Here is a 22,372-nt window from a genome sequence, read left to right on the forward strand (position 1 = left end):
GGGAGATGGAGAACATCGTGTCGGAGTCGGGGCTGGAGTACCTGCTCGTCGAGGAGCCGCTCATCGCGCAGCTCGAGGCGATGGGGTGGCGGCACGAGCGGGGAGGCACACCCGGCGCAGCGGAACCGAGGGACCCTGGGGCATCTCTCCGGGGCTCCTTCGCGGAGCCGGTTCTTGAGCGGCTCCTGCGACGCAAGCTTCGTGAGCTGAACGTCGACGTCGACGGCAACGAGTGGCTGGACGAGACACGCATTGCGCAGGCAGTCAATGCCTTAACGCGGCTCTCCTCAACCACCCTGCTGGAAGCCAACACTGACTCCACCGACCTCCTTTTGATGGGCCTCACCGTCGATGGATTGCCTGCCTGGGATAGTGGCCGTGACCAGCGGGTGCAGTACATCGACTGGGCGCACCCGGAGCGGAACGACTTCCTCGTCATCTCACAGTTCCGTATGGACGTCCCGGGGACGTCGGGGCAGAAGTCCGTCGTCCCGGACCTGGTGCTGTTCGTCAATGGCATCCCGCTGGTTGTCATCGAGTGCAAGAAACCTGCCATGCACGGTGGCTCCCTCTCCCCGGCGATCGACCAGCTGCGCCGCTACGCAAACCAGCGCGGGGCCAAGACGCACGGCGAGGGCAGCGAGCCGCTCTTCCGGACTGTCCAGCTCACTGTGGCGACCACGGGTGACAAGGCCATGCTCGGCACGTACACCTCGCATGCCGATCACTACGCCGTCTGGCGCGATCCGTATCCCCTGTCCAAGGCTGATCTTGCTGCCGAACTCAGCAAGAGTAAAGACGCCCTGTGGGCACAGGAGATCCTCGCTGCTGGTGTACTGCGACCTGCCCAACTACTCGACGTCGTGAAGAACTTCGTAGTCTTCATGGACGTCGCCACCGACGAGGGCGGCACTCGGCGGGTCAAGATCGCCCCCCGCTATCAGCAGTACCGTGCTGTCAACCGTGCCGTGGAGCGCCTGCTGACCGGCAAGACCAAGCGACAGGATGGCAAGGACGACCGGCGGGGCGGGATCGTCTGGCACACTCAGGGCTCTGGCAAGTCGCTGACCATGGTGTTCTTGGTGCGCAAGATGAGGTCGACGCCGGGGTTGAGCCAGTTCAAGATCGTGCTGGTCACGGACCGGACCCAACTGCAGACCCAGTTGTCGAAGACAGCGGTACTCACTGGCGAGAAGCCCGACGTCGTGAAGCGTTCAACCGGTGTGCCGGCCGCGCTGCGTAAGAAGGGCGCTGGCCTGGCCTTCGTGATGCTGCAGAAGCAGGTGGATGCCGCCAGGTCGAAACAGGCCGCTGCAGCGGATGCCCTCACCCACGACCGGGCCGTCGGCTGGGGCGAACTCAATGACGGAGAGTCGGTCTTGATCCTGGTGGATGAGGCCCACCGCTCTCACGGCTCCAAGCTGCACCAGAACCTGATGGCGTCTCTGCCGAACGCTGTCCGGATCGGCTTCACCGGAACGCCGATCATCATGCGGGCGAAGAACCGCACTGCGGACATCTTTGGCACGTTCATCGATCAGTATCGGCTCGCCGACGCTGAGGAGGACGGGGCGATCGTTCCGATCGTCTACGAGGGCCGAATCGCTAAGGCCGCCATAACAGACGCCGAGGATCTTGATGACGCCTTTGCCTCGTACTTTCCCGAACTGACGGAGGAGGAGTACGACAAGCTCCAGCAGCGGTACGCCACGACCAGTGACGTACTCAGCGCCGACAGCCTGATCCTGAAGAAGGCCCGGGACATGCTGGCTCACTACGTCTCCAGCGTGATGCCGAATGGCTTCAAGGGCCAGGTCGTCGCCCACTCCCGGAAGGTCGCCGTACGGTACCGGGACGCGCTGCTGCATGCCCGCGACGAGTTGGTCGCCGAGGCCGAGAGACTGTCGTCAGTGGTCTTGGAAAAGCCTGCCGAGCGGCTCACTGCAAAGCAGGCGATCACTGTTGCCGCGCGCCGGCAGTTGGAGCTACTCAGGGCCATTGACTTCGTACCGGTCATTTCAGGGGACCACAATCAAGACGAGGACATGGCCCAGTGGACCGATGCGAAGGGGCACGAGGACGTCGTCGAACGGTTCCTCAAGGCATTCCCCGACGAGTCGGCCCACGGGGAGAAGCCCGTCGCGTTCCTGATTGTTCGCACCATGCTGCTGACCGGCTTCGATGCTCCGATCGAGCAGGTGATGTACCTGGACCGGCGGATCAAGGAAGCGGATCTGCTGCAGGCCATCGCGCGGGTCAACCGCACGGCTGACGGCAAGGCTGCCGGATTCGTCGTGGACTATGCGGGTATCTCCAAGCATCTCCAGGCGGCCATGGACGCTTATGCCGCTGAGGACGCTGAAGGCGCGCCCACCGACTTCGGCGCGGAGATCGCCAGGTTGGAACCACGACGCAACCGTCTGCGGATGCTGTTCAGCGAGCGCGGCGTTACCCCGGTCGGCGACAAGGAGACGATTGAGGAGTGTGTGCAGCTCCTGGCTGATGACGAACTGCGCAGCCAGTTCGACAGCGCGCTGCGGAAGTTCCTCATCACCGTCGAGACCGTGATGCCCCGGCAGGAGGCCAAGGACTACCTCGCCGACGTTCGGCTGTACTCAGAAATCAGCACCTGGGCGCGAGATCGCTACCAGGACAGCGGCGACTTCGACGCTTCCCTCTACGGCGAGAAGGTTCGCGAACTCATCGACCAGCACATCGCCGCGCTGGGCGTGAAGCAGGTGATACCGCCGAGGCAACTCACCGCGGGGGACTTTCGGGACAAGGTCGACGATCTGCCTGGTGCAAAGGCGCAGGCATCTACGATGGAGCACGCCATCCGGCGTCATATCGAGGTGCACCTTGGGGAGGACCCCGCCGAGTACACCAAGCTGCGGGAACGGTTGGAAGAGATCCTGCGGGATTACGCCGATCAGTGGGACCAGCAGGTGTTGCTCTTCAAGGGCTTGACCAGCAAGGTCATCGCTGTCCATGAAGGCAGCGGCGACCACGGGGATCAGAGGCTGGCGGCGCTGTCGCCCCTGGAGCGGGCTCTTTACGGTGAGATGGTGTCCGAGACGATCACTGACGGCGTCCTGGCCCAGGAGGTTCACGACCGTCTCGTCCTTGTGGCGGAGAAGATCGAAGATGAGGCGGTGAAACACGTGCGCAAGAAGAATTTCTGGTCCAACCCTGTGGCCCAGGGGGACCTGCGTGCGGCCGTCTTCCGCCTCTTGATCGATCTCGGAGTGGCGGACCCCTCGCAGGTCGACCACCTCGCCGACAGCTTGCTCGACATCCTTGGCCACCACCGCTATTCCCTCCAGAGGAGTAGCTGAAGTGGCCGCGGTCGTGGTGGCGGAGGAGCAGCTGGGTCCAGTTCATTCGGGCCGGTTGCAGGTCGGCCGCTTGGAGATTGATGTCGTTGTCGTACCGGACCGTAGTGGTGTGAAGCTGACGGTGGAGCGCGACGCACGAATCACCGTGACTGTCCCGGCTGGACTGGACACTGCTCGGCTGATCGCGGTCGTGCGAAGTCGGCGACGATGGATCTACGACAAGCTCGACGAACGCACAGAGGAAGCAGCGCTTCGGCCGGACAAGGAATTCGTCACGGGAGAGGGCTTCCACTACCTCGGCCGTAGCTACCGGCTGAAGATCGTGGATGAGACTCCTGTGCCCGTTGGATTGGTGCGTGGACGGCTCCTCCTGCGGCGAGACTGTCTGGATCACGCCCAGGACGACCTCATCACTTGGTACCGCCGTCGGGGGAACGTCTGGTTGCCGGCCCGCGCTGAGCCATGGGCTCAACGGATGCGCGCGCCATTCCAGAACATCTCAGTACGCCGACTCGGCTACCGGTGGGGCTCCTGCAATCGAGAAGGCGGGGTCAACATCCACTGGGCCGCGATGCAACTTCCCGCGAAGTTGATCGACTACGTCTTGGTGCACGAGCTAGCCCACCTGCACAAGCGTGACCACTCCCCAGAGTTCTGGAGCCTCGTAGGCCGGGCCCTCCCGGACTATCGCGAGAGGAGAGACCAGCTAGATCAGTTTGGCGCGCTCCTGTGGCTCCCGGAACCTGTGAGTTCCTCAAAGTAGGCTGCTCAGCCATGAGTTGTCTGGGAAACGGGCTACTCAGTGAGCCGGTAAGCCGTTACTGTGCGTGGAGAGAGAACAGCACAGGGGAGGCGCCGGTGCTCCCGCACCAGAGGCAGTACGCGCACAGCAAGTTCCGGATGATGGTCGCGGGCAGCTCGGGCAACGAGTTCGAGAAGCTCTTCCATCTCCTGATGGAGCTACGCCACGGCGACTATGTTCCGATTCGAACCGCCGGCAACATCGGTGACCTTGGCGGTGACGGCCTGCGAACCTCAAGCCGGACCCTGTACGCCTGCTACGCGCCAGAGAGCTTTGACGTGTTCTCCGTCAAGAGCAAGTTCCACGGCGACGTAGAGAGCGCCATCATCCAGCGCCCGGAGCAGTTCGACACCTTCGTCTTCGTCCACAACGACCAGCGTGGAGGCATCCACCCCGTCATATCGGGGCTGCTCATGGAGGCTGGTCAGAGGTTCCCTCCCATCGCCTTCCAGCAGATGGGACCCCAGAAGCTCTGGAACGAAGCGATGTATCTCGATCGCTTACAGATGGAGAACCTGCTCGGGGAGACGATCCCGGTGGAGCAGGTCGTCTACAGCATCGGGCTGGCCGAGATAGAGCCCCTGCTGAAGCACCTTTCCGAGGCGCGCCAGCGTGTTCCCGACGCCTCCGTTCCGTTGCCCACCACATACAAGGTCGACTTCAACGGCCTCTCGGAGCAGGCTCGGGCGGTGCTCCAGGCCGGTCGGCCCTACGTCTATCTCGTCGACCAGTACTACCGCGAGCTGCTCGACCAGATGGAGCGGGATGAGACAGCTGCCGGATTCCAGGCGTACTACGGCCGGATGCGGCACGAGTATGGCGACGACACGGACGAGATCCTCTGGCAGATGCAGCGCTTCGTGCTGGGCCAGGAGGCTCCGCGGTGGGACCGTGATGAAGCTGCAAAGGCTGTCCTCGCATACTTCTTCGACGAATGTGACATCTTCGAAGTCCCCCCACCGGGCTGGAGACCGATGCACATAGCGGACGGAGGCGCAGCATGATCACCCCAACCAAGGGAATCGCCCCCGACCGCGCGCTATTGGCTGTCGGCGCCCAGATCATCATGCAGCTGGACCGCCCCCTGACCGTCAGCCAGGCATGGGCCCGTCTCCGCGATTGGCGGCGAGGACACGATCATCCGGCGCCCCTCTCCTTTGGCTGGTTCGTTCTGGCCTTGGACCTACTGCACGCCCTTGATCTCGTTGACATGAGAGACGACCTCCTCACCAGAAAGGCCGCCCATGCTGCGCCGACTCAGCGCTGACAATGAGCGGTTCAAGACGGTCACTTTTCAGTCGGGCCTCAACCTCGTAGTGGCCGAGGCCACCGCAGTCTCTCGATCAACCGACAGCCGGAACGGCTCAGGCAAGTCGAGCATGATCGAGCTACTGCACTTCTTGCTGGGCGCACGAGCGGACAACAAGCATCTGGCGGCCCGCAAAGAGCTGCGTCAGACGACCTTCACACTCGGCCTGGACTGGCCCGGCCTGAGCCAGGAGCTGAGCGTCAGCCGGTCTGGCACTGACGTCAAGCACGTCACGCTGCGTCCGCCGCTCCTGGATCAACCAGAGTTGAGCGGTTCATCCAACCGGTCTCTGTTTGGAGCCGACGAGGGGCAGAAGATCCCTCTGGCCGAGTGGCAGGCACTGATCGAGAAGGGGCTCTTCGGTCTCACCGGGGAGCACCCTGGAGTCAGCGGTCGAGCGCTGCTCTCCTTCCTCATCCGCCGCGTTGGCGACCATGGCTTCAATGAAGCGGTGCGCAGCTTCTCGCGCCAGTCAGAGGCGAAGGCGACGCCGAATCTGGCCTACCTGCTCGGCCTCGATTCCGCCCTTGCCGCCCGGTACCAGGACATCGCGGCGAAGAAGGCCACCCGAGACCAGCTGAAGAAGGCCGTGGACGACCCCGTCTGGGGCAAGGTGATCGGCAAGACCGCTGATCTTCGTGGTGAGATCGCCGTTCGAGACTCGAAGATCGTTGAACTCCAGAGAGAGATCAGTGCATTCCGCGTCGTTCCCCAGTATGAGGAGCTCAAGGAGCGCGCCGACGAGCTGAGTCGGCGGATCCAAGATCTTGGTACGCAGGATGTGATCGACCGGCGGAATCTCGACCACCTCGAAAAGGCGGTGGCCGAGGCTGTTGATCCCGAGGTGCAGTACCTGGAGCAGGTTTACGGCGAGCTGGGCCTCATGCTGCCCGGGCAAGCTCTACGGCGGTTCGAGGACGTACGAGCTTTCCACACAGCGGTGGTAAAAAACCGGCGTACGTACCTCGGTGAGGAGATCGAGGCGACCCGACGCAATCTCGAGGTCCGGAAAGCTGAGCGAGCCCGACTCGACACAGAGCTGAGTGCTGTCCTGAAGGACCTCAGTGAAGGTGGGGCGCTCGACCGTCTTACGGCGCTGCAGAAGATCCTGGCGCAGGAAGAGGCGAAGCTAGGGGCGCTGCAGCACCGGTTGGATGTCGCCCAGACGGTGGAGGCGAGCAGCCGGGAGATTGAGGCGACGCGCATCGACCTCGTTCGGGAGGTCGACACTGATCTACAGGAGAGGCAACAGCAGATCGGCCAGGCGACCGTTCTGTTTCACGAACTTGCTAGCAGGCTGTACGGCAACGATCGGCCGGCCTACCTCTCGGTTGAGGCCGGGAAGAGCAGTCTGAAGATCACCCCGAAGATCAGCAGCGACGTCAGCCAGGGCATCAACAAGATGTCGATCTTCTGCTTCGACCTCACGATGGCCGTAATCGGTCATCGTGAGGGTCGCGCCCCTGACTTCCTGGTACATGACAGCCACATCTTCGACGGAGTCGATGACCGTCAGGTGACGAGAGCGCTCGAGGCGGCGGTGGACATCACCGAGGCAGAAGGTATGCAGTACATCGTCACCATCAACGAAGACAAGCTCACCCAGACCCGTAGTCTCGGATTCGATCCGGCGCCCTACATCATCGAGCCACTGCTGACAGATGCTTACGACGAGGGCGGGCTCTTCGGATTCCGGTTCGAACGATAGGAAAGCCCGGACACTTCGGGGTCAGATCCCATTGAACTGTCCGTGCGGTGCTCCGTGTCTCTCGATGCTGTGGTTGCGTCCCAAGAATCCTAGGATGCGAAGCGAGGCGCACCGGAGACCTCCGACCTGGAACGCCGCCGCGCGCTGGCCTACGCCTTAGGCCGGCTCGAGCGCTCGCCGGATCAGCGGGCCGGCCTTCTCCAAGTCGGCCGCCGAGGAGATGCGCACCTCCAGATCGCCCGTTCCGAGGTGGCCGATCCCGCGCATATCGCGGGAGAAGTCCTCCTCCAGCTCGATCGTGTCCGGGTCGACTCTGAGGTAGACCACGATCACCTCGTGCTTCGGGCGGAAGATCACCTCGGCAAGGTTCACCATCCGCCGGTAGGCGATGTAGTGCAGAAGCGGAGCCACCTCGACTTCACCCCAGGCGGTGAGGGACTCGTCCAATTCGGCATACAGGTCCTGTAGGCAAGCCGGAACGACGCCCGGGGCCACCGGTATCGACGGCTTCCCGTGTCCTCCGCCAGCACCGGGCGTCTTCTTCTTCCGTCGCTGATGCCGAGCCAGAGCGGGATGGGGAGAACCCGGTGCGGACTCGACCAACAGCAGGCCCAGCAACCCGCCGTCGAAGATGCGGTAGCGCACCAGGTCGATGCGCTCGTGCAGGTGCTGAACCGCGACCCGGTCGTGGTGCGAGAAGCTGGCCGCGATGCAGACCATTCGCGGGTTCTGCCAGTCGATCGACTCAGCGGCCTTGATGCCCAGCTTCTCCTTGACCAGCGCCTCGAACTCGTGGTGTGCCGAGTCCAGCCAGGCCAGGTAGGAGACCGACTGGGACAGCACCCCGGCGTCCGCCCCCTTCTTGAATTCGATCACGACGGGCGTGTTGTTCTCGTCGAGCCCGAGCGTGTCGATCCGGCCCCGATGCCAGGGCCCTGTCGGGTACTCGGACGCTAGGAAACGGATGCCGAGCATCGTCTCCATCCCCGCCTCGATCCGACGCTGAAGCTCCACCTCCAGCGCCACCGTCGAACCCCGCAGCTCGACGTCCCGGTCATCGGCATCCAGCCGGAACAGCTTCAGGTCGGTCACCAGCGTCCCCCTCCTGCGATCACTACAGGAGGATCAATCGGTGGCGGTACTGCACTATTCCGGCCGGAAGGATGAGGCGTCTCTGCTCCGGACCAGGGCATCGGCGAGGGAGCATCAGCTCTCCGTGTGCACGCCGCAGCCGGTACGCTTGACACGTCGTTTCTGACGCATCCTCATTTTCGATGATTGGTGGGAACTGTGGGTTTTCTGCCGCCCATGACTGTCGCCGAGGCGCTCAAGAACATCCATATCCGGTCATGGGTGCTACCGGCGATCCAGCGCGAATTCGTCTGGGGCTCTGACCAGATATGTGTGCTGTTCGACAGTCTGATGCGCGGCTATCCGGTTGGGTCGTTCCTGCTCTGGAACGTCGTCCCAGAACAGGCAGCCCAGTTCACCTTCTACGACTTTCTCGCTGACTATCATGAGAAGAACCCCTATGCGCGGGTTGCCCAGATCTCGGCAGGCCGGAACGTGACAGCCGTGCTCGACGGCCAGCAGCGGTTCACCTCGCTCAATATCGGCCTCTACGGTAGCTACGCGGAACGCCTGCCACGTAAGTGGGCCGCCAACCCTGATGCCTATCCGCGCAAGCGCTTGTATCTGAACCTGCTCAGCAGAACTGGAGACGAGGAACTCGGCCTCACCTACGACCTCCAGTTCCTGACCGAGCAGGAGGCGGAGTCCGAGCTGGACGGCCAATGTCCCTGGTTCAAGGTTGCCGATATACTCCAACTGGAGAACAGCGGGCCAGCGATGATGGCGGCGCTCGAACAGCACAGACTGTCCGGCTCTCAGCCTTTCAACACCTTGTACAACTTGTACGAGGGGGTCCGGACGAAGACAGCCATCAATGCGTATCTCGAGGAATCGACGGACGCTGATCGAGTGCTGGACATCTTCGTCAGGGTCAACAGCGGCGGCACCAAACTCTCGAACTCTGACCTGTTGCTGTCCATGGCCACCAATCAATGGCGCGAATTGGATGCCCGAGAAGAAATTCGGTCACTGGTCACCGAACTCAACCAGGAGCAGGGACGCCCGTTCGCCTTCAGTAAGGACCTGGTACTAAAAGCGGGCCTGGTATTGACCGAAGCGCCCGACTTCCGCTTCAAGATATCGAACTTCACCCAAGCCAACATGGAGCGACTGGAGAAGGCGTGGCCTCAAATGCGCGCCAGCCTCTTGCGTTCCGCCAGGCTCCTGGCCACCTTCGGTCTCTCCGAGCGCACGCTGACCGCAGACAGCGTCGTTATCCCACTTGCCTACTACCTGCACTCACACGGCCACGACGACGCCTACATCGTCTCAAGTGCACACTCCAAGGACCGTGAAGCCGTCCGATCGTGGGTCTTCCGCAGTCTCCTCAAACGCGGGGTGTGGGGCTCCGGACTGGACACACTGCTCAACCGCATCTGCACCGTCATCCGCCAATCTCCGCCCAGTGACGGCTTCCCTGCAGCTGACATCGAGTCAGCGATGGCCGCGCGCGGCAAGTCCTTGCAGTTCGGGCCCGAGGAGGTCGAGGAACTCCTCGACCTGCAGTACTCCAAGGCTCGTACCTTCGCCGTGCTGGCGTTGCTGTACCCGGGCCTGAATCTCAGTCAGGACGTCCACGAGGACCACATCTTCCCGCGTTCCCGGTTCAGGCGGAGTGCCTTGACCCGGATGGGGATACCCGCCGAGAAGATCGAGGAATACCTCGTCAGGGCCAACGGCCTGCCCAACCTCCAGCTACTCGCCGGCACGCCGAATGTCGAGAAAAGCGATGCCTGGCCATGGGAGTGGCTTGGCGGGCCGCATTTCCCGACCGTGCAGACCCGAGAGGAGTACGTCACTCGCAACGACCTCGACCTCCTCCCCAGCGAGCCCGTCGGGTTCCTCGACTTCTACGAGGGGCGCAGACTTCGGATGAGGGAGCGGCTCCTCTCGGTGCTCGGCGAAAGTGTCGCGTCGACTGATGCGCTCGGAGAATGATCATTCGATCAGGGGTGGAGCGAGGCTGGTGTCACAGAGATGCCGTCAGAGTGCGGTTCCTGCGGTGAAGCTGCACCGTTTACCTCCGGAGACTGTGCAGACCCAAGGATGACGGAGCGGTCAGGCGGCGCGCACCGTTCAGGGGACGGCTCGCCGGTGTCAGTGTTGATCCGTGCCGGCGGTAGGGCCGACAACAGAGGCACGGTTGCAATGAAGTCTTCAGCCTGGCTCTTATGGAGTTATGCCCGCGCCCCTTCGCAGAATCGCGCCGAGCCGCCTGGCGGCCCGGCGCGACGAGTTGGGGCTGACACGAGCGGAGCTGGCGGCTCGGGCTGGGGTGTTGGAGAGGATGATCTTCTTCTACGAGGAGGGAAGGCACTCGCCCACTCCGGCCCGGTTGGACCAGCTGGCTAAGGCTTTGGGGTGCGACTCTGGAGCGCTCACCGGAGCTCAGCGCGGTGCGGAGACGTTGATCGATCTTCGCTATGCCGCTGGACTGCCCCTCGACCGAGTCGCCGAGCTGCTGCGAGCATCATCCGCCGGACGTGAGCTGTGCGTGTCCGCAGTCAAGGTGGCGGCTCTGGAGAGCGGTCGCGAGGTGCGTGGCGGGAGGTGGAAGGACGTTCAGACGACCGGCAGGTTGCTCGCTCCTCTCGCGAAGGTCTACGGCGTGCCCGTGCGTATGGTCATGGACGCCTGGATGTGCACACCTACAGGTGAGCCGGCGCCGCAGATCCCGGGCAAGCGGCAGCAGGATCCCTCGTAAGCCGCACTGAAGACCTGGGAGTTGTTGAACGAACGGCAGCGCATCTACCTGGGCGAAATAGTGCTGCCCTACGGTGTATTGCGGGCTTCGTACCGCCGAGCGGCGTGTTCCAGGAGCTTCAGGCACGCCTTGGCCAGGGCTTCAAGCTGTGCGTCGTCTACCACGAAGCCGATCAGGTAGCCGTCGGCTGTGGGGGCGGCGCTGCGGGGTTCGGAAGCGCGAAGGTTGGGCCAGATGCGGCCGTGGGCGAAGCCGGAGGCTACCCGCCACGATGCTCGGGTTCGCTCGGGATTGAGCCCTGCAGCCGAGGCCGCAGCGAAGATGATGTCTCCAGCGCTCGGCCTGGGCAACTTGGGGAGACCCAGGTTGTCAGCGAGCTGCTTGATCTCCTCATGACGTTGCCAGCCGGTTTTCTCCTTGGGACCCGTGACGACGTGCTGCACATCGGCTTCATGCTGGGCGCGGTTGCGAAAGTCTTCGGCCCACAAGGTGAGCGCGCGGTGCTGGCGCTCGGCTCGGTCCTTACCGTCCAGCAGCCACACGGCCGTGGCGAAGTTCTCCTGGGCACCGCGCAGCAGGGTCCACGGGCTGTACGGATCGATCTGCTTCGCGACGACCACCAGCTTGGTCAGGGCCTCGACATGTATCAGGCCGGCCGTGAAGGAGGAACGGACGAACTTGGCGGCGCTCCACGACTTCAACGGTCGGTCGTCCGCTGCCAGGCTGCTGCGAGCCGCGGGCTTGGGCAACAGCATGAAATGGTCTTCGGCCCGATACGCTGCCGCCGCATTGAAGAGCGGGGCCAGGTAGGAGATATCCTCTGACCCCTTCTCAGACACCTTCATAGTCCGAGAGGTTACGGCGCGGCTGAAGCACTGCGCCTGTAGTTATCGGCTGGAGTCATTCCGCCGGTTCAAGGTCGTCGTCAGCGAGCTGTTGGTTCGGGCGTCGCTCTGGCCCGCATCCATGTCGTCGGCACGGGAGTTGGCGAGCAGGGAGCCGCCCCACCCAGTTGTCATGCGTCGCCTCATGACAGCAGGCGTGCCGCGAGACACCCCTGCGCAGGTGGAACATCAACCACGCCTGGCTGTGGCGGAGCCAGTTGACGCCGCCACAGCCAGGCGAAGGCGTGCCGCGATCTGCTGGTACGGCTGGACGAAGTCCGGGTCCTGGAGCTGGTGAACCTCAGGCAACTGCTGGTGTAGGGCGGGCTTGTCCTGGGTCGTCCAACCGAGGGTGTGCAGTCCGGCGCGGTCCATGTCGCTGTCGACGGCCGCCAAGTACTTCGTGTCTACGGGCAGTTTCCAGTTCAGCTGCCAGATCAACCCGTCAACGGGAACGGCCAGGTGGTTGAAGAGGAAGGACAGGCAGCGCTCACGCAGGACAGCGGAGCACTGCTCGGGGTTGAGGGGCACGCCCTGCTCTTCAAGGGTTCCGGGCAGCATGACGCGGCAGTCGGTGTGCGGGAAGTCGTTTACTTCTCCGATGGCGACAAACGCCGTGGCAATTTCCCGGTTGGGGTAGGCCCACCCGTGACGCGGCAGAAGAACGTGATCACGTCGTAGTCGGAGCGCGCCTTGTGCACGGTCGCTTCCAGTAGGGTTCGATCCCGCTCCGGGAAGCCCCGATTGCTCGCCGGCCCTCGGGTCTCCCACACACATGTATGGGCCACCAGTGCGCCCGGGCCCGAGGCCGACGCCCACACCGGGGTGGTCTCCGGCTCTGGCGGAGTAACCGGCTCCGGCTTCCTACGGGTGCGGCGGCCGAAGTTCCATGCCCAGCTATCGCTGGCTTCCTGCAGTACCAGCACACGTTGCCCGCTGTGCGCCAGGGCCGCCGCAACTCCGCCCACCAGCTGGTACAGGTTCCCCGACCGTTCGGCCAGGAACTGCAGCACATGGACATCAGGCGTGGCGATCGTCTTCGCCTCACGGGTACGGAGAGCGGAGGTGTACTTGACGCCGCCGCGGGCATCCTTGCGTGCGGCCTGAGCGTCGGTGGACTGGTGCTTCGGCATGACGTATCCCCTGCCGACCAGGCCACGCCCCCGGACCGACTCATACGACTGCCGCTGACACGACGAATGGAGTCTCGGAACGCGGGCCTCGAAAGACCTTGACCGTCCGCATCCGGTACGGCGTGGACCCGGAAGCGGTGGTGAGCGGCAGTACGCGGCTTGCCGTGCAGGACGTTATCCAAAGAAGCGGCACGAGCCGGGGATGCGGCGCTAAACTTCCCTCGATCGGGTGCTCACAGCTTCCGGGGGGTGCCAGGTCCCGATCCCGGTGAACACCAGCGTCTGAATGCCCAGTTCAGTAGCCTCGGTCCCATGACCGAAGAGACGATCACCGCGCTGAAGAACTACGACTGGCTCATCCGGAACAGGGGCCTGGGCGAGGTTGAGCTGCACTGGGAGAGTGACTCGCTAGTGTCGGGCGACGGCGGCTATGAGATCTCCCTATTGACCGAACCGGGGTTCACACCGGGGACGCGACAGGATTCCTAAGGGCTTGCACGGAAGTAACACTTTGATTCCCTGCAAGCCCTTAGCAAAGCGGCGCTTGTAGAGGTCCTACAGCGACTTCCGTCCGCCCCGCCGACCGGCTACGGCGTCGTCAGGAGCCGGGCCCCAGGCTCGCTGGTGGGCTGGCCACAACACCTCCGGTGGACAGCTGGTGGACAGACGCCTTTGGACGGTGCATCACGGGGTGGCACGGGTCAACCTGCTGCACATGCTCTGATCAGGAAAAACGTCACTACACAGCACGGGGAGACACCACGCAACACGATCACTCATGGTCTTGTAATGCGTAGGTCGTCGGTTCGAATCCGACAGGGGGCTCAACTAGAGGGCAGGTCAGGGGTAGTTTCGCCCCCGTCCTGCCCTTCGCCATCTGGCCCGTGCGTGAGCGATGCGTGAGCGGCAGTGTCAGAGACCGGCTTCCGGGCACGGGGGACAGCCGCAGCGGACCGCTCCGCCAGGTCTTCCTCGTACTCCTCGAACAGCTCCATGTACGTGTCGCTGGTCAAGCTGATCGTCGAGTGCCGCAGCTTCGCCTTCGCGTCATGGATGTCGCCGCCGCCGGCCTTTACCAACGCCGCCGCGCCGTGCCTCAAGTCCCGCAAGTTGATGGGCGGCAGATCCGCGGCGGCCACGATCTCGCGGAACCCGTCGCTGACCATCTCCGGATGCAGCCACGTCCCGTCCTCCTGGACGAAGATCTTGCCCGTGTCCGTCCACGGCAGCCGCTTCTCCAGCCGGGCGTCCCGCTCCCCGCCCTGACGCTCGCGGTGCGCCAGGAGGACCGCCACCGTCTCGCGGTCCAGCTTCACGGCCGCCGCCGACCCGTCCGTCTTCGGGTCCGTCTCGATGGGCGTCCAGCCATCCGTCACGATCTCCTTCGCCACGGCGATCGTGCGGGCCTTCCAGTCGACGTTCGTCCAGTCCTGGCCCACCCCTTCACCACGGCGCAGCCCGTGGTGCGCGACCAAGTGGTAGAAGGCGTAGAGGCGGTGCGGCTCGGCCTCGTCGAGGAACGCGCCCAGTTGGGCGGGCGTCCACACCATGACCGGGCCCGGCTTCACCCCGGTCTCACGCCAGCGCGCCACGCGCTCAGCCGTCCACAGCATCCCCTTCGGCCGTTTCGCCGACCCGATGTCGATGTGGGCCGCCGGGTTGAAGGTGATGTACTGCCGGCCGATTGCGAAGTTCAGCGCGGTACGCAGAGCCCGGCGGATGTCGTGCTTCGTCGCCTGCCCGGTGATCCGGCGGAACGGCGGCATCTCCGCCAGCGCGGCCCGCTCGGCGGCCAGCCGTTGCGCCTCCGCGGCCGGCGGCCGGGACCGCTTGCCCCACGTGGCCCTGGCGACCTGCTCGTGCCGCGCCTCGTTCTCCGCGCGGATCACTTCGTTGCGGTCGTCGAGCCCGTCGAAGAAGTCCTGCACGTGTGTGACGGTCAGACGGTCCAGGCGGTGGTGGCCGACGCCGTCGCGCAGGTGGTAGTTGACCCTCGACTTGTAGCCGTTCACGGTCGTCGCGCGGCGAGACTTCTCCTTGGCCTCCAGCCACTCGTCGAGCAGGGCGGCCACGGTCATCACGTCCGTCAGCTTCAGCCCAGTGCGGAACCGGCGGCGAGTCTCCTCGACGCCGGGCAGCGACGCCTTCTTGTTCTTGGAGACCTCTTCGAGCAGGTCGCCTATCCGGACCTGGCCCTCGGCGTCGTCGCCGTCAGGCAGGTCGAGGAGTGCGCGCACCTTGTCGAGGTCGGCCTGCGCGTCCTTGGCCGTGTCGTAGCCGGAGCGGGAGAACGAGCGGCGGGTGGCGTCCTCGCGCGGCGGGAGTTCCTGACGTACCGCCCACACCCCGTGCCGGCGGCTCGACAGGTTCGGGCACGTCTTTCCAAGCGCCTTGCCGTCCTCGCCGCGGCAATAGCAACGGCGGTACGTAGAGCCCTTCACCTAATCACCCTCCAAACTCTTCCAATTACTTCCTGCGTAGGAACTTGCCCCGTCGCGCAAGGTGCGCCGATGCCGCGTCGGACATTTCTGAACCCCAATCGGGGTGGAACAGACGCATCGCCTCATTATCCCACTGCTCCATCCCTTCGTCTGTTGAGATCTTCTCTCGCGTGTATTGAATGTGCTCCTGAACTTCGGTCCATCGTTTTGTGATCTCTTCCTGGAGTTCTTCAATCAGCTCCCGAGTAACATGGCCGCGCGCGCTTTGAAGTGCTCGCTTCGTCTCGTAGACCCCACGAGATTCAGCGCGAGCATCGCGTTCATCGCCAACGGTGCGCCCCCACATACCCAAAGCGAATGCCTGCACAAGCCCGACATCGGCCGACTTGCCATCAGGGGTGGTGATGCGGTCGCCCACCTTCCGCGTCACCTCCATGGACACCGTCAGGGACACCCAAGGGGTCTCCGCCCTCTCTGGCCACATCTTTCGATAGAGGTACTCGTAGACGCTGACCCTCATGATCACGCCCCGTCGTGGCTGACCGTATTCCTCGTTCTCAATGCTGCCGAGCAACAGCACTTCGTCTGCAACAGGGGCTGGCCCTTCATTAAGTCGCTTGGGAAGCGCCGTGGGCGTAAGGAGTGCAAATACGTGGGAGGCGATCTGGGATCCAGGCATCCATAGTGATTCGTTAATCTGCAAGCGCGCATCAGCCGGAACCAGCGGCTCATCCCAGCCGCCCAGTTTCTTGATGATGGAAGGGATCATTAGCAGTTCGCTCATGGATAGATCCCTGTTTCCGGCTTCCAGGCCCGCCACGCTACTGCGCCCCCAGTTGAATCCGTACTCACGCGCAGCGTTGGCGATGTCTTCTTGTCTCAATCCGCGGCTCTCCCGGAACTTCCGGAGACCCTCGCCGATGACCACGGACAGTTGCCGTGGGTTTTCGTCAGTTGCCATAGCTTCACCGTAAGCGGTCTGGAGCGACTGGCGCCAGACGCCCCAGGCGGGATCTGGACATCTTGCAGCGCTTGGACATGAACGCTTGACACTGTCGAGACTGGTGATGCAGAGTCTGGAGCGTCCGGCACCAAACTCTCCAGGACGGCAAGTAATGGCAACTCAGGACATCGCTCTGACCAGCGCCGCGAGGACGGACTGCGACCACACCTGGGTCTCCGTCGAAGACTTGGCCGAAGAGCTTCGCATCCCGAAGTCGACGATCTACGGCTGGAAGACCAGAGGGATCGGTCCTCAATGGACCCGTGTGGGCAGGCACCTTCGTGCCCGCCGGAGGCAGGTCGACGCGTGGCTCGACTCGCTGGCGAGCGCCGCATGACCGCGTCGGCTCTGTCCATCGCCGAGATCCTCGACCAGCCCGCACTCGTCCCGCTGTGGCCGACCGTCGGCAAGGCCCTCGGGCTCGCCGAATCCACCACGTACCAGCTCGCGGCCCAAGGCCGCCTGCCCATCGAGGTCATCCCCCTGGGACGCCGACGCGTCGCCCGGTCCGTAGACCTCCAGCGCTTCCTCGGGCTCCTGCCCCAGGAGAACGGCACCGCTCCGACGTACCAGGCCGGAGCGTCCGCCGGAAACGACGAAGAGGCCGGGTACCAGCCGGCCTCTCCAGTCGAGCAATCCGCAGCTACCGCGAAGTAAGAAACGGAACACGCTCATGAACAGAGTAACCGCGACGGCAACGGCGCCGTCGGCCATCGCAGAGCAGAGCATCAGCGCCACCTTCCACGTCGAGGTCATGAACGACCTTGAGTCCGGCCAGCCCATGCTGATCGGTAGCAGCGACCCCAGCCAGGGTGACCTTCAGGTGGTCACCCCGGACCAGGTCATCGCCAAGGCCGCCGAGCAGTACCGCATCATCGCCAAGGCTGTCCGTCTCGCGCTCGACTACGAGGCCGCCACGAAGCAGGCGCCGACGGGCCCGCGCCGTTCCTGGCTCATCGCCGACAACAAGACCGGAATGCCGCTCAAGGGCACCTGCCTGGAAGGCTGCCACGGCCTGCACTTCGAGATGACCAGCGGCACCGCGGACGCCGACGACGTCGTGTGCATCAACTTCGACCAGGCCAACTCCACCGAACTGCCGATCGGCTGCGGCTCCACCGACGGGCAGGACTGGGCCACGCTCAGCGTCCTCATCAAGTCCTACCCCGTCCACCCGGACGAGGAGAAGCGGATCCCGCACGCCGCCGTCGAGGTCACCGAGGACCACTACATCGAGGACCTCGACGACGACGGACTCGCCATCGTCATCGACAAGTTGCAGCAGCGCGTCGACGGGATGCGCATCCGTCACGCCGAGCTCGTCCGCGTCCGCCACGAGCACCTCGGGCGGCAGGCGTGACCGACACGTCCGACGACACGCGTCTGCGCTACGCCGCGGAACGGGCCCAGCGGCAGCTGACCCTCGACGCGATCCGCACGGACCTTGAGGCCCAGCCCAGCGCTCGCAGCATCCTCGCCGCAGGCCGCCACTGGTGCGCCGACATCACCGCCATGGCAGACGCAGTCGCCCAGGCGCTCCGCAAGGCCGCATGACCGCGGGCCGGGCACACCGCCCCCGACGTGCCCGGCCCGCACCCCCGCGAACACTTGATCCAGCTCGAAGAGAAGAGCCGTTCGTGAACAGCACCCCCGAGCCGAAGCCGGTCACAGCGATCCGGCTCGACTCCCTCGGCCCCGCAGCGCAGCTGGCGAACCGCCGTGAAGCGGCAAGCCGCTGCGAGCCGCTCGACTGCGGACACCGCGACCCCATCGACTGCATCGCGACCGGGTGCGGCGAGGGTACTCAGATTGTGAGTACCCCTGCCCCGGAGCCGTCCGCCGTGGACCCGGACGCCATGACCGCGCTGTGGGCAAACGCCAAGATCGCATGGTCGTCCCGCGACTTCCCCAAGTACGGCAGCCCCGAGTGGGTCGCCCTCAACCCCGACGACCCCCGGCGCCTGGCCGGGGCGCTTGAGGCCGCCGAGATGTGGCGGAAGTACGGCGACGAGGAAGAACTCAGCGCCTGGCTGAGGAACCTGGGCCGGACGCCCAACCTCATCGACACCCGCAGCCGCGCCCAGCTCGACGCCGCCGCCAAGCCCAAGCCGGCACACCAGTTGCAGGCGGCGGCAGGGTGGCCGCCGATCGCCGTACCGGGCCAGCCCGGCGCCTACCTCACCTACACCCAGCAGCGACAGGAGGCAGCGTGACCTCGGCCGCCGATGTCGGCTCTCCGTCCGACGAGGATCTGTGGGGCGGCGAGGAGTGGACAGGCGCGGCACCGAAGCTGCGCCCCGTCACCACCTTCCCGCCACCCCCGCGGGCCGCCCGGACGATGCGGACCCGTGACGACATCGGCAACGCCCAGCGCCTGATCGACCGTTACGGGCCGATCGTCCGCTGGGTGCTCGTCAAGAAGGGTGGGGAGTGGGCCGTGTACGACGGGCGCCGGTGGGCGTTCCACGGCGGCGACACCCTCGTCCGCACCCTCATGCGCCTCACCGTCGAAGACCTGCCCAAGTCCGAAGCCCTGGAGTACAGCGCCGACAACCCCGTCGACGACAAGGGCAAGCAACTGCCCAGCGACCGGGACGTCTTCCTCGTATACGTCGCCAAGCTCCGCGATCACCGCACCATGGGCCGCGCCATCTCCTCCGCCCTGTCCTTCCCCGAACTGCACGCACAGACCGAGGACTTCGACCGCGACCGGCGGTACCTCAACTTGCCCAACGGCGTCCTCGACACCGACCGCGTCCAACTCCGCCCGCACGACCCCGACCTGATGCTGTCGAAGATGTTCGGCATCCCCTACAACCCGAATGCCAAGGCGCCCCAATGGGAGCGCTTCCTGGCGATGAACCTCCCCGAGGAGGACACCCGCCTCTACCTGCAGAAAGCCGCCGGATACACCCTGTCCGGCCTGTCTAACGAGAAGACACTCGTCTACCTGTACGGCCCCTCCGACACCGGCAAGAGCATCTTCACGGGCGTCATGACCCGCCTGTTCGGCGAGTACGGGCAGGTCGCCTCCGACGGCGCGCTCCGCCCCCGCCGCGAGGGCGCCATCAACAACGACGTCGACGACATGGCAGGCAAGAGATTCGTCACCACCTCCGAGTCACGGCCCGGCGAAGAGATGGACGAGGCCCTCGTAAAGCGGCTCACGGGTCGCGACGACCAGCGCACCCGCGCCCTGTACGAGAACAACCGCAGCTGGACCCCCGAGTGCGTGATCTGGGTGTGCTCCAACCAGTACCCGAAGGTCACCGGCGACGACGACGCCATCTGGACCCGCATCCGCGTCGTCCCGTTCCTCCGCCAGTTCCTCGCCGGAGACCCCGACCGCGACGAGCGGCTTGAGGAGAAGCTGCACGCCGAACTCGACGGCATCTTCGCGTGGGCAGCGGAGGGCCTGCGCCTGTACCTGCGAGACGGCCTCACCCCGCCGCCCGAAGTCGTCCAGGCCGGCGAGCGGTTCCGGTCCACCGCCGACGGCGTCACCGCGTTCGTCGGCGAGTTCGCCGAGGACGACTTCCTCACCATCGAAGAGGGCGGCTGGTCCCCGCGCACCGAGCTGTACGAGCTATACAAACGGTGGTGCAAAGAGTCCGCCATGCGCGAGCCGCTCCGCCCGTCCAGGTTCTACGCACGCCTCGACGTGTCCTACCGCCAAGCCAAGATCAGCGGCACGCGCGGCTACGCGGGCATCACCATCGGCCCCAAGCAGATGGCGCCCGCAGGGTGGGGGCGTTGATGCGCCAGCGTCCTGCTGCCCCCTTCAGCACCACGCAGCTACCTGCCCCCAGCAGCTGCCCCCAGCCCCACACCGTCCCCTTGCTGCTGCGCTTTTCCACAGCCACTGACCTGCACCTTCGTGGCTCGGGACGGAGTTATCCACAGGGGGCAGCTTTGGGGCAGGTAGGGGCAGCAACAAGGGGGCAGGTGGGGGCAGCTTGGGGGCAGCCCAAAGGCCGTATCTGCCCCCGCTCTAAACCCTTTCTGACCTGCACTGATCTGTCACAGGGGGCAGAAGGGGCAGGTAATTTCGGAAAGTTTCCCTGTAGGGACATCAGCGGAAACGGGCATTACCCCGCATTCGGATCACGGATCGGTCGCTCTGTCTGTACCGCCGAAAGTTTGCGCACGCGGCTGCCCCTTCTGCCCCCGGCACGGCTGCCGTGAACGTCGATGACGTCGTGGCGGAGAAGATCGCCGCCGCCGCTCGCCGTGCCGAGGCGGCCAAGCGGCGCCGCGCAGCGTTCGCCGCCGCCCGCAAACGCGGCCTCGCCATCCGGCACGCCGCCAAGCTGCGGCACCAGGGCCGGAACGCGGCGTTCTGCGACGGCTGCAACGGCACCGCGCCCACCTATCAGCAGATCGCCCACGACCCGTGGTGCTCCACCACCCAGCGCCCGAACAAGGAGACCCCCTGATGTCCGGAGAGACCGTCATCACGATCGTCGGCAACCTGGTCGACGATCCCGAACTCCGCTTCACCCCGGCCGGGGTCGCAGTCGCCAAGTTCCGCATCGCCTCCACCCCGCGCGTCTTCAACCGCGAGACCAATGAGTGGAAGGACGGCGACGCCCTGTTCCTGACCTGCTCGGTGTGGCGGCAGGCGGCAGAGAACGTTGCCGAGTCCCTCCAGCGCGGCGTCCGCGTCATCGTCCAGGGCCGGTTGAAGCAGCGCAGCTACGAGGACCGCGAGGGCGTCAAGCGCACGGTCTACGAGATCGACGTCGACGAGGTCGGGCCGACCCTCGCCCGCGCCACCGTCAAGGTCGTCAAGAACCCGAGCGGCGGCGGGCAGGCAGCCGTTGCTCAGAAGGCAACGGATGACCCGTGGGCCGGAGCCCAGCCCGCCAACGGCCAGGCGCAGGGTGGCGGATGGGGTGGCGCGCAGCAGCAGCCCGCCGCGGCCCCGGCGCCGGTCGGCCACCCGGAAGAGCCCCCGTTCTGATGAGCGACCACGACATTCAGACGCTGGCCCTCGGCATCACCGCGGGCATGGACCTGATGCTGCTCATCCATGTCGGCTTCGGCATCCTCGACGACCGCCGCGACCGCAAGGCCGCACGCGCCGCCCTCGCCAAGCTGGAGACCACGCGAGAGGAGGCCGGCACGTGAACCAGTGCGAAGCGTGCGGGCGGGACCTCGAGCACGGCTACCTCTGCCAGGGCGACACGCTCGCCCTGGCGGAGCGCCTCGACCGCATGCCGAAGCTGTATGAGGCGCTCGCCGGATTCCTCACCCCGGCCGTACACGGCGGCGCAGAGTTTGTGACCGTCAAGGTGACGGAGGCAAACCTGCCCGTCGACGAGGCGGTCCTCGACCTCCGGTACGGCGGCATCGCCCTCGTCCTGGAGGGCCGGCGCTCCGACGTCCAGGCCGTGCGCGGCTGGGGGCAGCCCGCCATCGAGGGCAGCGTCGAGCGTCGCGTACTGGCCGCCGCGCGCTGGCTCTCGATGAGCCTGGAGTGGATCGCCGCCTCCTACCCGGCGGCCGGCGACCTGGCGCGCGAGGTACGGGAGATGGAGGGCGCGGCCCTGTCCATCGTCGGCGCGCTGCCGGACCGCGGCCGGCGCATCGGCCAGTGCGTCGCGGCGGACGCGTCCGGCGTGGTGTGCGGGGCCGTCCTGCGCCACCGCTCCGGCGAGACGTCCCTCGTCTGCCCGTGGTGCACCTGCGTGTACGCGTCCGGCGACTTCCTGATGCTGCGGACACTCCAGCCCGAGGGGGCGTCGTGACTGGACGCATCGTGCGCTGTCGCGTCCTGAACCGTCTCAGCGACCAGTGCACCGGTGAGGCTGTCGACCCGGGCGCCGAACTGTTGATCTGCGCCCGGCACTTGGCGGAGGCTCAGCGGCTGATCCACGCTGCGTTCCAGCGGGCGAAGAAGTCCGAGCCCTCGACGTGAAC

The 22,372-nt window shown here is 65.2% G+C and carries 25 protein-coding genes; 19 read left to right on the forward strand and 6 right to left on the reverse strand.

The window, feature by feature from the left end:
* Positions 1-5 precede the first annotated feature (5 nt).
* From ACFWP5_RS25110 to ACFWP5_RS25130, 5 genes are all read left to right on the forward strand, one after another.
* Complete coding sequence (locus ACFWP5_RS25110) at positions 6-3,335, forward strand: type I restriction endonuclease subunit R (protein WP_384160665.1); 3,330 nt, start codon at positions 6-8, stop codon at positions 3,333-3,335.
* Between the two features lies 1 nt (position 3,336).
* Positions 3,337-4,098 (forward strand): M48 family metallopeptidase, encoded by a 762-nt coding sequence (locus ACFWP5_RS25115; RefSeq protein WP_384160668.1) that lies wholly within the window; start codon positions 3,337-3,339, stop codon positions 4,096-4,098.
* A 95-nt stretch (positions 4,099-4,193) separates the two neighbouring features.
* Positions 4,194-5,141, forward strand: a complete 948-nt coding sequence (locus ACFWP5_RS25120; protein ID WP_384160670.1) for an ABC-three component system protein — start codon at positions 4,194-4,196, stop codon at positions 5,139-5,141.
* Entirely contained in the window at positions 5,138-5,404 is a 267-nt protein-coding gene (locus ACFWP5_RS25125) for an ABC-three component system middle component 6 (protein ID WP_384160673.1), read from the forward strand. Before ACFWP5_RS25120 ends, ACFWP5_RS25125 begins: the two co-directional genes overlap by 4 nt.
* The gene (locus tag ACFWP5_RS25130) at positions 5,382-7,154 is read left to right on the forward strand and encodes an ABC-three component system protein (RefSeq protein ID WP_384160676.1); all 1,773 of its coding nucleotides are present in this window, start codon (positions 5,382-5,384) and stop codon (positions 7,152-7,154) included. Before ACFWP5_RS25125 ends, ACFWP5_RS25130 begins: the two co-directional genes overlap by 23 nt.
* Positions 7,155-7,310: 156 nt before the next feature.
* Here the strand turns inward: ACFWP5_RS25130 and ACFWP5_RS25135 are convergent, their stop codons facing one another.
* The gene (locus tag ACFWP5_RS25135; RefSeq protein ID WP_384160679.1) at positions 7,311-8,246 is read right to left on the reverse strand and encodes a hypothetical protein; all 936 of its coding nucleotides are present in this window, start codon (positions 8,244-8,246) and stop codon (positions 7,311-7,313) included.
* A 216-nt stretch (positions 8,247-8,462) separates the two neighbouring features.
* Here ACFWP5_RS25135 and ACFWP5_RS25140 point away from each other — a divergent pair, with 216 nt between their 5' ends.
* Entirely contained in the window at positions 8,463-10,223 is a 1,761-nt protein-coding gene (locus ACFWP5_RS25140; RefSeq protein ID WP_384160682.1) for a DUF262 domain-containing protein, read from the forward strand.
* 241 nt (positions 10,224-10,464) lie between these two features.
* Entirely contained in the window at positions 10,465-10,989 is a 525-nt protein-coding gene (locus ACFWP5_RS25145) for a helix-turn-helix domain-containing protein (RefSeq protein WP_384160685.1), read from the forward strand.
* 68 nt (positions 10,990-11,057) lie between these two features.
* On the opposite strand, the gene ACFWP5_RS25150 is transcribed toward ACFWP5_RS25145, so the two are convergent.
* The 3 genes from ACFWP5_RS25150 to ACFWP5_RS25160 form a co-directional block, all read right to left on the reverse strand.
* On the reverse strand, positions 11,058-11,834 hold the full coding sequence (locus ACFWP5_RS25150; RefSeq protein ID WP_384160688.1) for a hypothetical protein: 777 nt from the start codon (positions 11,832-11,834) through the stop codon (positions 11,058-11,060).
* A 228-nt stretch (positions 11,835-12,062) separates the two neighbouring features.
* Positions 12,063-12,434 carry a hypothetical protein gene (locus ACFWP5_RS25155; RefSeq protein WP_384160691.1) on the reverse strand — a complete coding sequence of 124 codons (372 nt, stop codon included), beginning with the start codon at positions 12,432-12,434 and terminating at the stop codon, positions 12,063-12,065.
* 29 nt (positions 12,435-12,463) lie between these two features.
* Complete coding sequence (locus ACFWP5_RS25160) at positions 12,464-13,006, reverse strand: hypothetical protein (RefSeq protein ID WP_384160693.1); 543 nt, start codon at positions 13,004-13,006, stop codon at positions 12,464-12,466.
* A 312-nt stretch (positions 13,007-13,318) separates the two neighbouring features.
* On the opposite strand from ACFWP5_RS25160, the gene ACFWP5_RS25165 reads away from it, so the two are divergent.
* Positions 13,319-13,495, forward strand: coding sequence for a hypothetical protein (locus tag ACFWP5_RS25165; protein ID WP_384160696.1), 177 nt, complete (start codon positions 13,319-13,321; stop codon positions 13,493-13,495).
* Positions 13,496-13,830: 335 nt separating this feature from the next.
* Here the strand turns inward: ACFWP5_RS25165 and xerC are convergent, their stop codons facing one another.
* Positions 13,831-15,447: a tyrosine recombinase XerC gene (xerC, locus tag ACFWP5_RS25170; RefSeq protein ID WP_384160699.1), complete on the reverse strand. Its 1,617-nt coding sequence runs from the start codon at positions 15,445-15,447 to the stop codon at positions 13,831-13,833.
* Positions 15,448-15,472: 25 nt separating this feature from the next.
* On the reverse strand, positions 15,473-16,408 hold the full coding sequence (locus ACFWP5_RS25175) for a helix-turn-helix domain-containing protein (protein WP_384160702.1): 936 nt from the start codon (positions 16,406-16,408) through the stop codon (positions 15,473-15,475).
* Between the two features lie 154 nt (positions 16,409-16,562).
* Here ACFWP5_RS25175 and ACFWP5_RS25180 point away from each other — a divergent pair, with 154 nt between their 5' ends.
* From ACFWP5_RS25180 to ACFWP5_RS25230, 11 genes are all read left to right on the forward strand, one after another.
* Positions 16,563-16,787 carry a helix-turn-helix transcriptional regulator gene (locus tag ACFWP5_RS25180; protein ID WP_384160705.1) on the forward strand — a complete coding sequence of 75 codons (225 nt, stop codon included), beginning with the start codon at positions 16,563-16,565 and terminating at the stop codon, positions 16,785-16,787.
* Entirely contained in the window at positions 16,757-17,107 is a 351-nt protein-coding gene (locus tag ACFWP5_RS25185) for a DNA-binding protein (RefSeq protein WP_384160708.1), read from the forward strand. Before ACFWP5_RS25180 ends, ACFWP5_RS25185 begins: the two co-directional genes overlap by 31 nt.
* 16 nt (positions 17,108-17,123) lie before the next feature.
* Positions 17,124-17,810: a DUF6907 domain-containing protein gene (locus ACFWP5_RS25190; protein ID WP_384160711.1), complete on the forward strand. Its 687-nt coding sequence runs from the start codon at positions 17,124-17,126 to the stop codon at positions 17,808-17,810.
* Entirely contained in the window at positions 17,807-18,004 is a 198-nt protein-coding gene (locus ACFWP5_RS25195; RefSeq protein ID WP_384160714.1) for a hypothetical protein, read from the forward strand. Before ACFWP5_RS25190 ends, ACFWP5_RS25195 begins: the two co-directional genes overlap by 4 nt.
* An 83-nt stretch (positions 18,005-18,087) precedes the next feature.
* Positions 18,088-18,663: a hypothetical protein gene (locus ACFWP5_RS25200; protein ID WP_384160717.1), complete on the forward strand. Its 576-nt coding sequence runs from the start codon at positions 18,088-18,090 to the stop codon at positions 18,661-18,663.
* Complete coding sequence (locus ACFWP5_RS25205) at positions 18,660-20,207, forward strand: phage/plasmid primase, P4 family (protein WP_384160720.1); 1,548 nt, start codon at positions 18,660-18,662, stop codon at positions 20,205-20,207. Before ACFWP5_RS25200 ends, ACFWP5_RS25205 begins: the two co-directional genes overlap by 4 nt.
* 424 nt (positions 20,208-20,631) lie before the next feature.
* Entirely contained in the window at positions 20,632-20,886 is a 255-nt protein-coding gene (locus ACFWP5_RS25210) for a hypothetical protein (protein WP_384160723.1), read from the forward strand.
* The gene (locus tag ACFWP5_RS25215; protein ID WP_384160726.1) at positions 20,886-21,413 is read left to right on the forward strand and encodes a single-stranded DNA-binding protein; all 528 of its coding nucleotides are present in this window, start codon (positions 20,886-20,888) and stop codon (positions 21,411-21,413) included. Before ACFWP5_RS25210 ends, ACFWP5_RS25215 begins: the two co-directional genes overlap by 1 nt.
* Positions 21,413-21,580 (forward strand): hypothetical protein, encoded by a 168-nt coding sequence (locus tag ACFWP5_RS25220; RefSeq protein ID WP_384160728.1) that lies wholly within the window; start codon positions 21,413-21,415, stop codon positions 21,578-21,580. The genes ACFWP5_RS25215 and ACFWP5_RS25220 overlap by 1 nt, the downstream gene beginning before the upstream one ends.
* Positions 21,577-22,200, forward strand: coding sequence for a hypothetical protein (locus ACFWP5_RS25225; RefSeq protein ID WP_384160731.1), 624 nt, complete (start codon positions 21,577-21,579; stop codon positions 22,198-22,200). Before ACFWP5_RS25220 ends, ACFWP5_RS25225 begins: the two co-directional genes overlap by 4 nt.
* Positions 22,197-22,370, forward strand: coding sequence for a hypothetical protein (locus tag ACFWP5_RS25230; protein WP_384160734.1), 174 nt, complete (start codon positions 22,197-22,199; stop codon positions 22,368-22,370). Before ACFWP5_RS25225 ends, ACFWP5_RS25230 begins: the two co-directional genes overlap by 4 nt.
* Positions 22,371-22,372 lie beyond the last annotated feature (2 nt).

The organism is Streptomyces sp. NPDC058469 (assembly GCF_042721125.1).
Classification (GTDB): Bacteria; Actinomycetota; Actinomycetes; order Streptomycetales; family Streptomycetaceae; genus Streptomyces.

Bases quoted from the DNA above. Each gene is read 5' to 3' on its own strand.
- ACFWP5_RS25145 (WP_384160685.1), top strand. From the start codon at position 10,465: ATGCCCGCGCCCCTTCGCAGAATCGCGCCGAGCCGCCTGGCGGCCCGG.
- ACFWP5_RS25165 (WP_384160696.1), top strand. From the start codon at position 13,319: ATGACCGAAGAGACGATCACCGCGCTGAAGAACTACGACTGGCTCATC.
- ACFWP5_RS25220 (WP_384160728.1), top strand. From the start codon at position 21,413: ATGAGCGACCACGACATTCAGACGCTGGCCCTCGGCATCACCGCGGGC.
- ACFWP5_RS25125 (WP_384160673.1), top strand. From the start codon at position 5,138: ATGATCACCCCAACCAAGGGAATCGCCCCCGACCGCGCGCTATTGGCT.
- ACFWP5_RS25160 (WP_384160693.1), bottom strand. From the start codon at position 13,006: ATGCCGAAGCACCAGTCCACCGACGCTCAGGCCGCACGCAAGGATGCC.
- ACFWP5_RS25150 (WP_384160688.1), bottom strand. From the start codon at position 11,834: ATGAAGGTGTCTGAGAAGGGGTCAGAGGATATCTCCTACCTGGCCCCG.
- ACFWP5_RS25190 (WP_384160711.1), top strand. From the start codon at position 17,124: ATGAACAGAGTAACCGCGACGGCAACGGCGCCGTCGGCCATCGCAGAG.
- ACFWP5_RS25110 (WP_384160665.1), top strand. From the start codon at position 6: ATGGAGAACATCGTGTCGGAGTCGGGGCTGGAGTACCTGCTCGTCGAG.
- ACFWP5_RS25180 (WP_384160705.1), top strand. From the start codon at position 16,563: ATGGCAACTCAGGACATCGCTCTGACCAGCGCCGCGAGGACGGACTGC.
- ACFWP5_RS25155 (WP_384160691.1), bottom strand. From the start codon at position 12,434: ATGCTGCCCGGAACCCTTGAAGAGCAGGGCGTGCCCCTCAACCCCGAG.
- ACFWP5_RS25175 (WP_384160702.1), bottom strand. From the start codon at position 16,408: ATGGCAACTGACGAAAACCCACGGCAACTGTCCGTGGTCATCGGCGAG.
- ACFWP5_RS25140 (WP_384160682.1), top strand. From the start codon at position 8,463: ATGACTGTCGCCGAGGCGCTCAAGAACATCCATATCCGGTCATGGGTG.
- ACFWP5_RS25130 (WP_384160676.1), top strand. From the start codon at position 5,382: ATGCTGCGCCGACTCAGCGCTGACAATGAGCGGTTCAAGACGGTCACT.
- ACFWP5_RS25215 (WP_384160726.1), top strand. From the start codon at position 20,886: ATGTCCGGAGAGACCGTCATCACGATCGTCGGCAACCTGGTCGACGAT.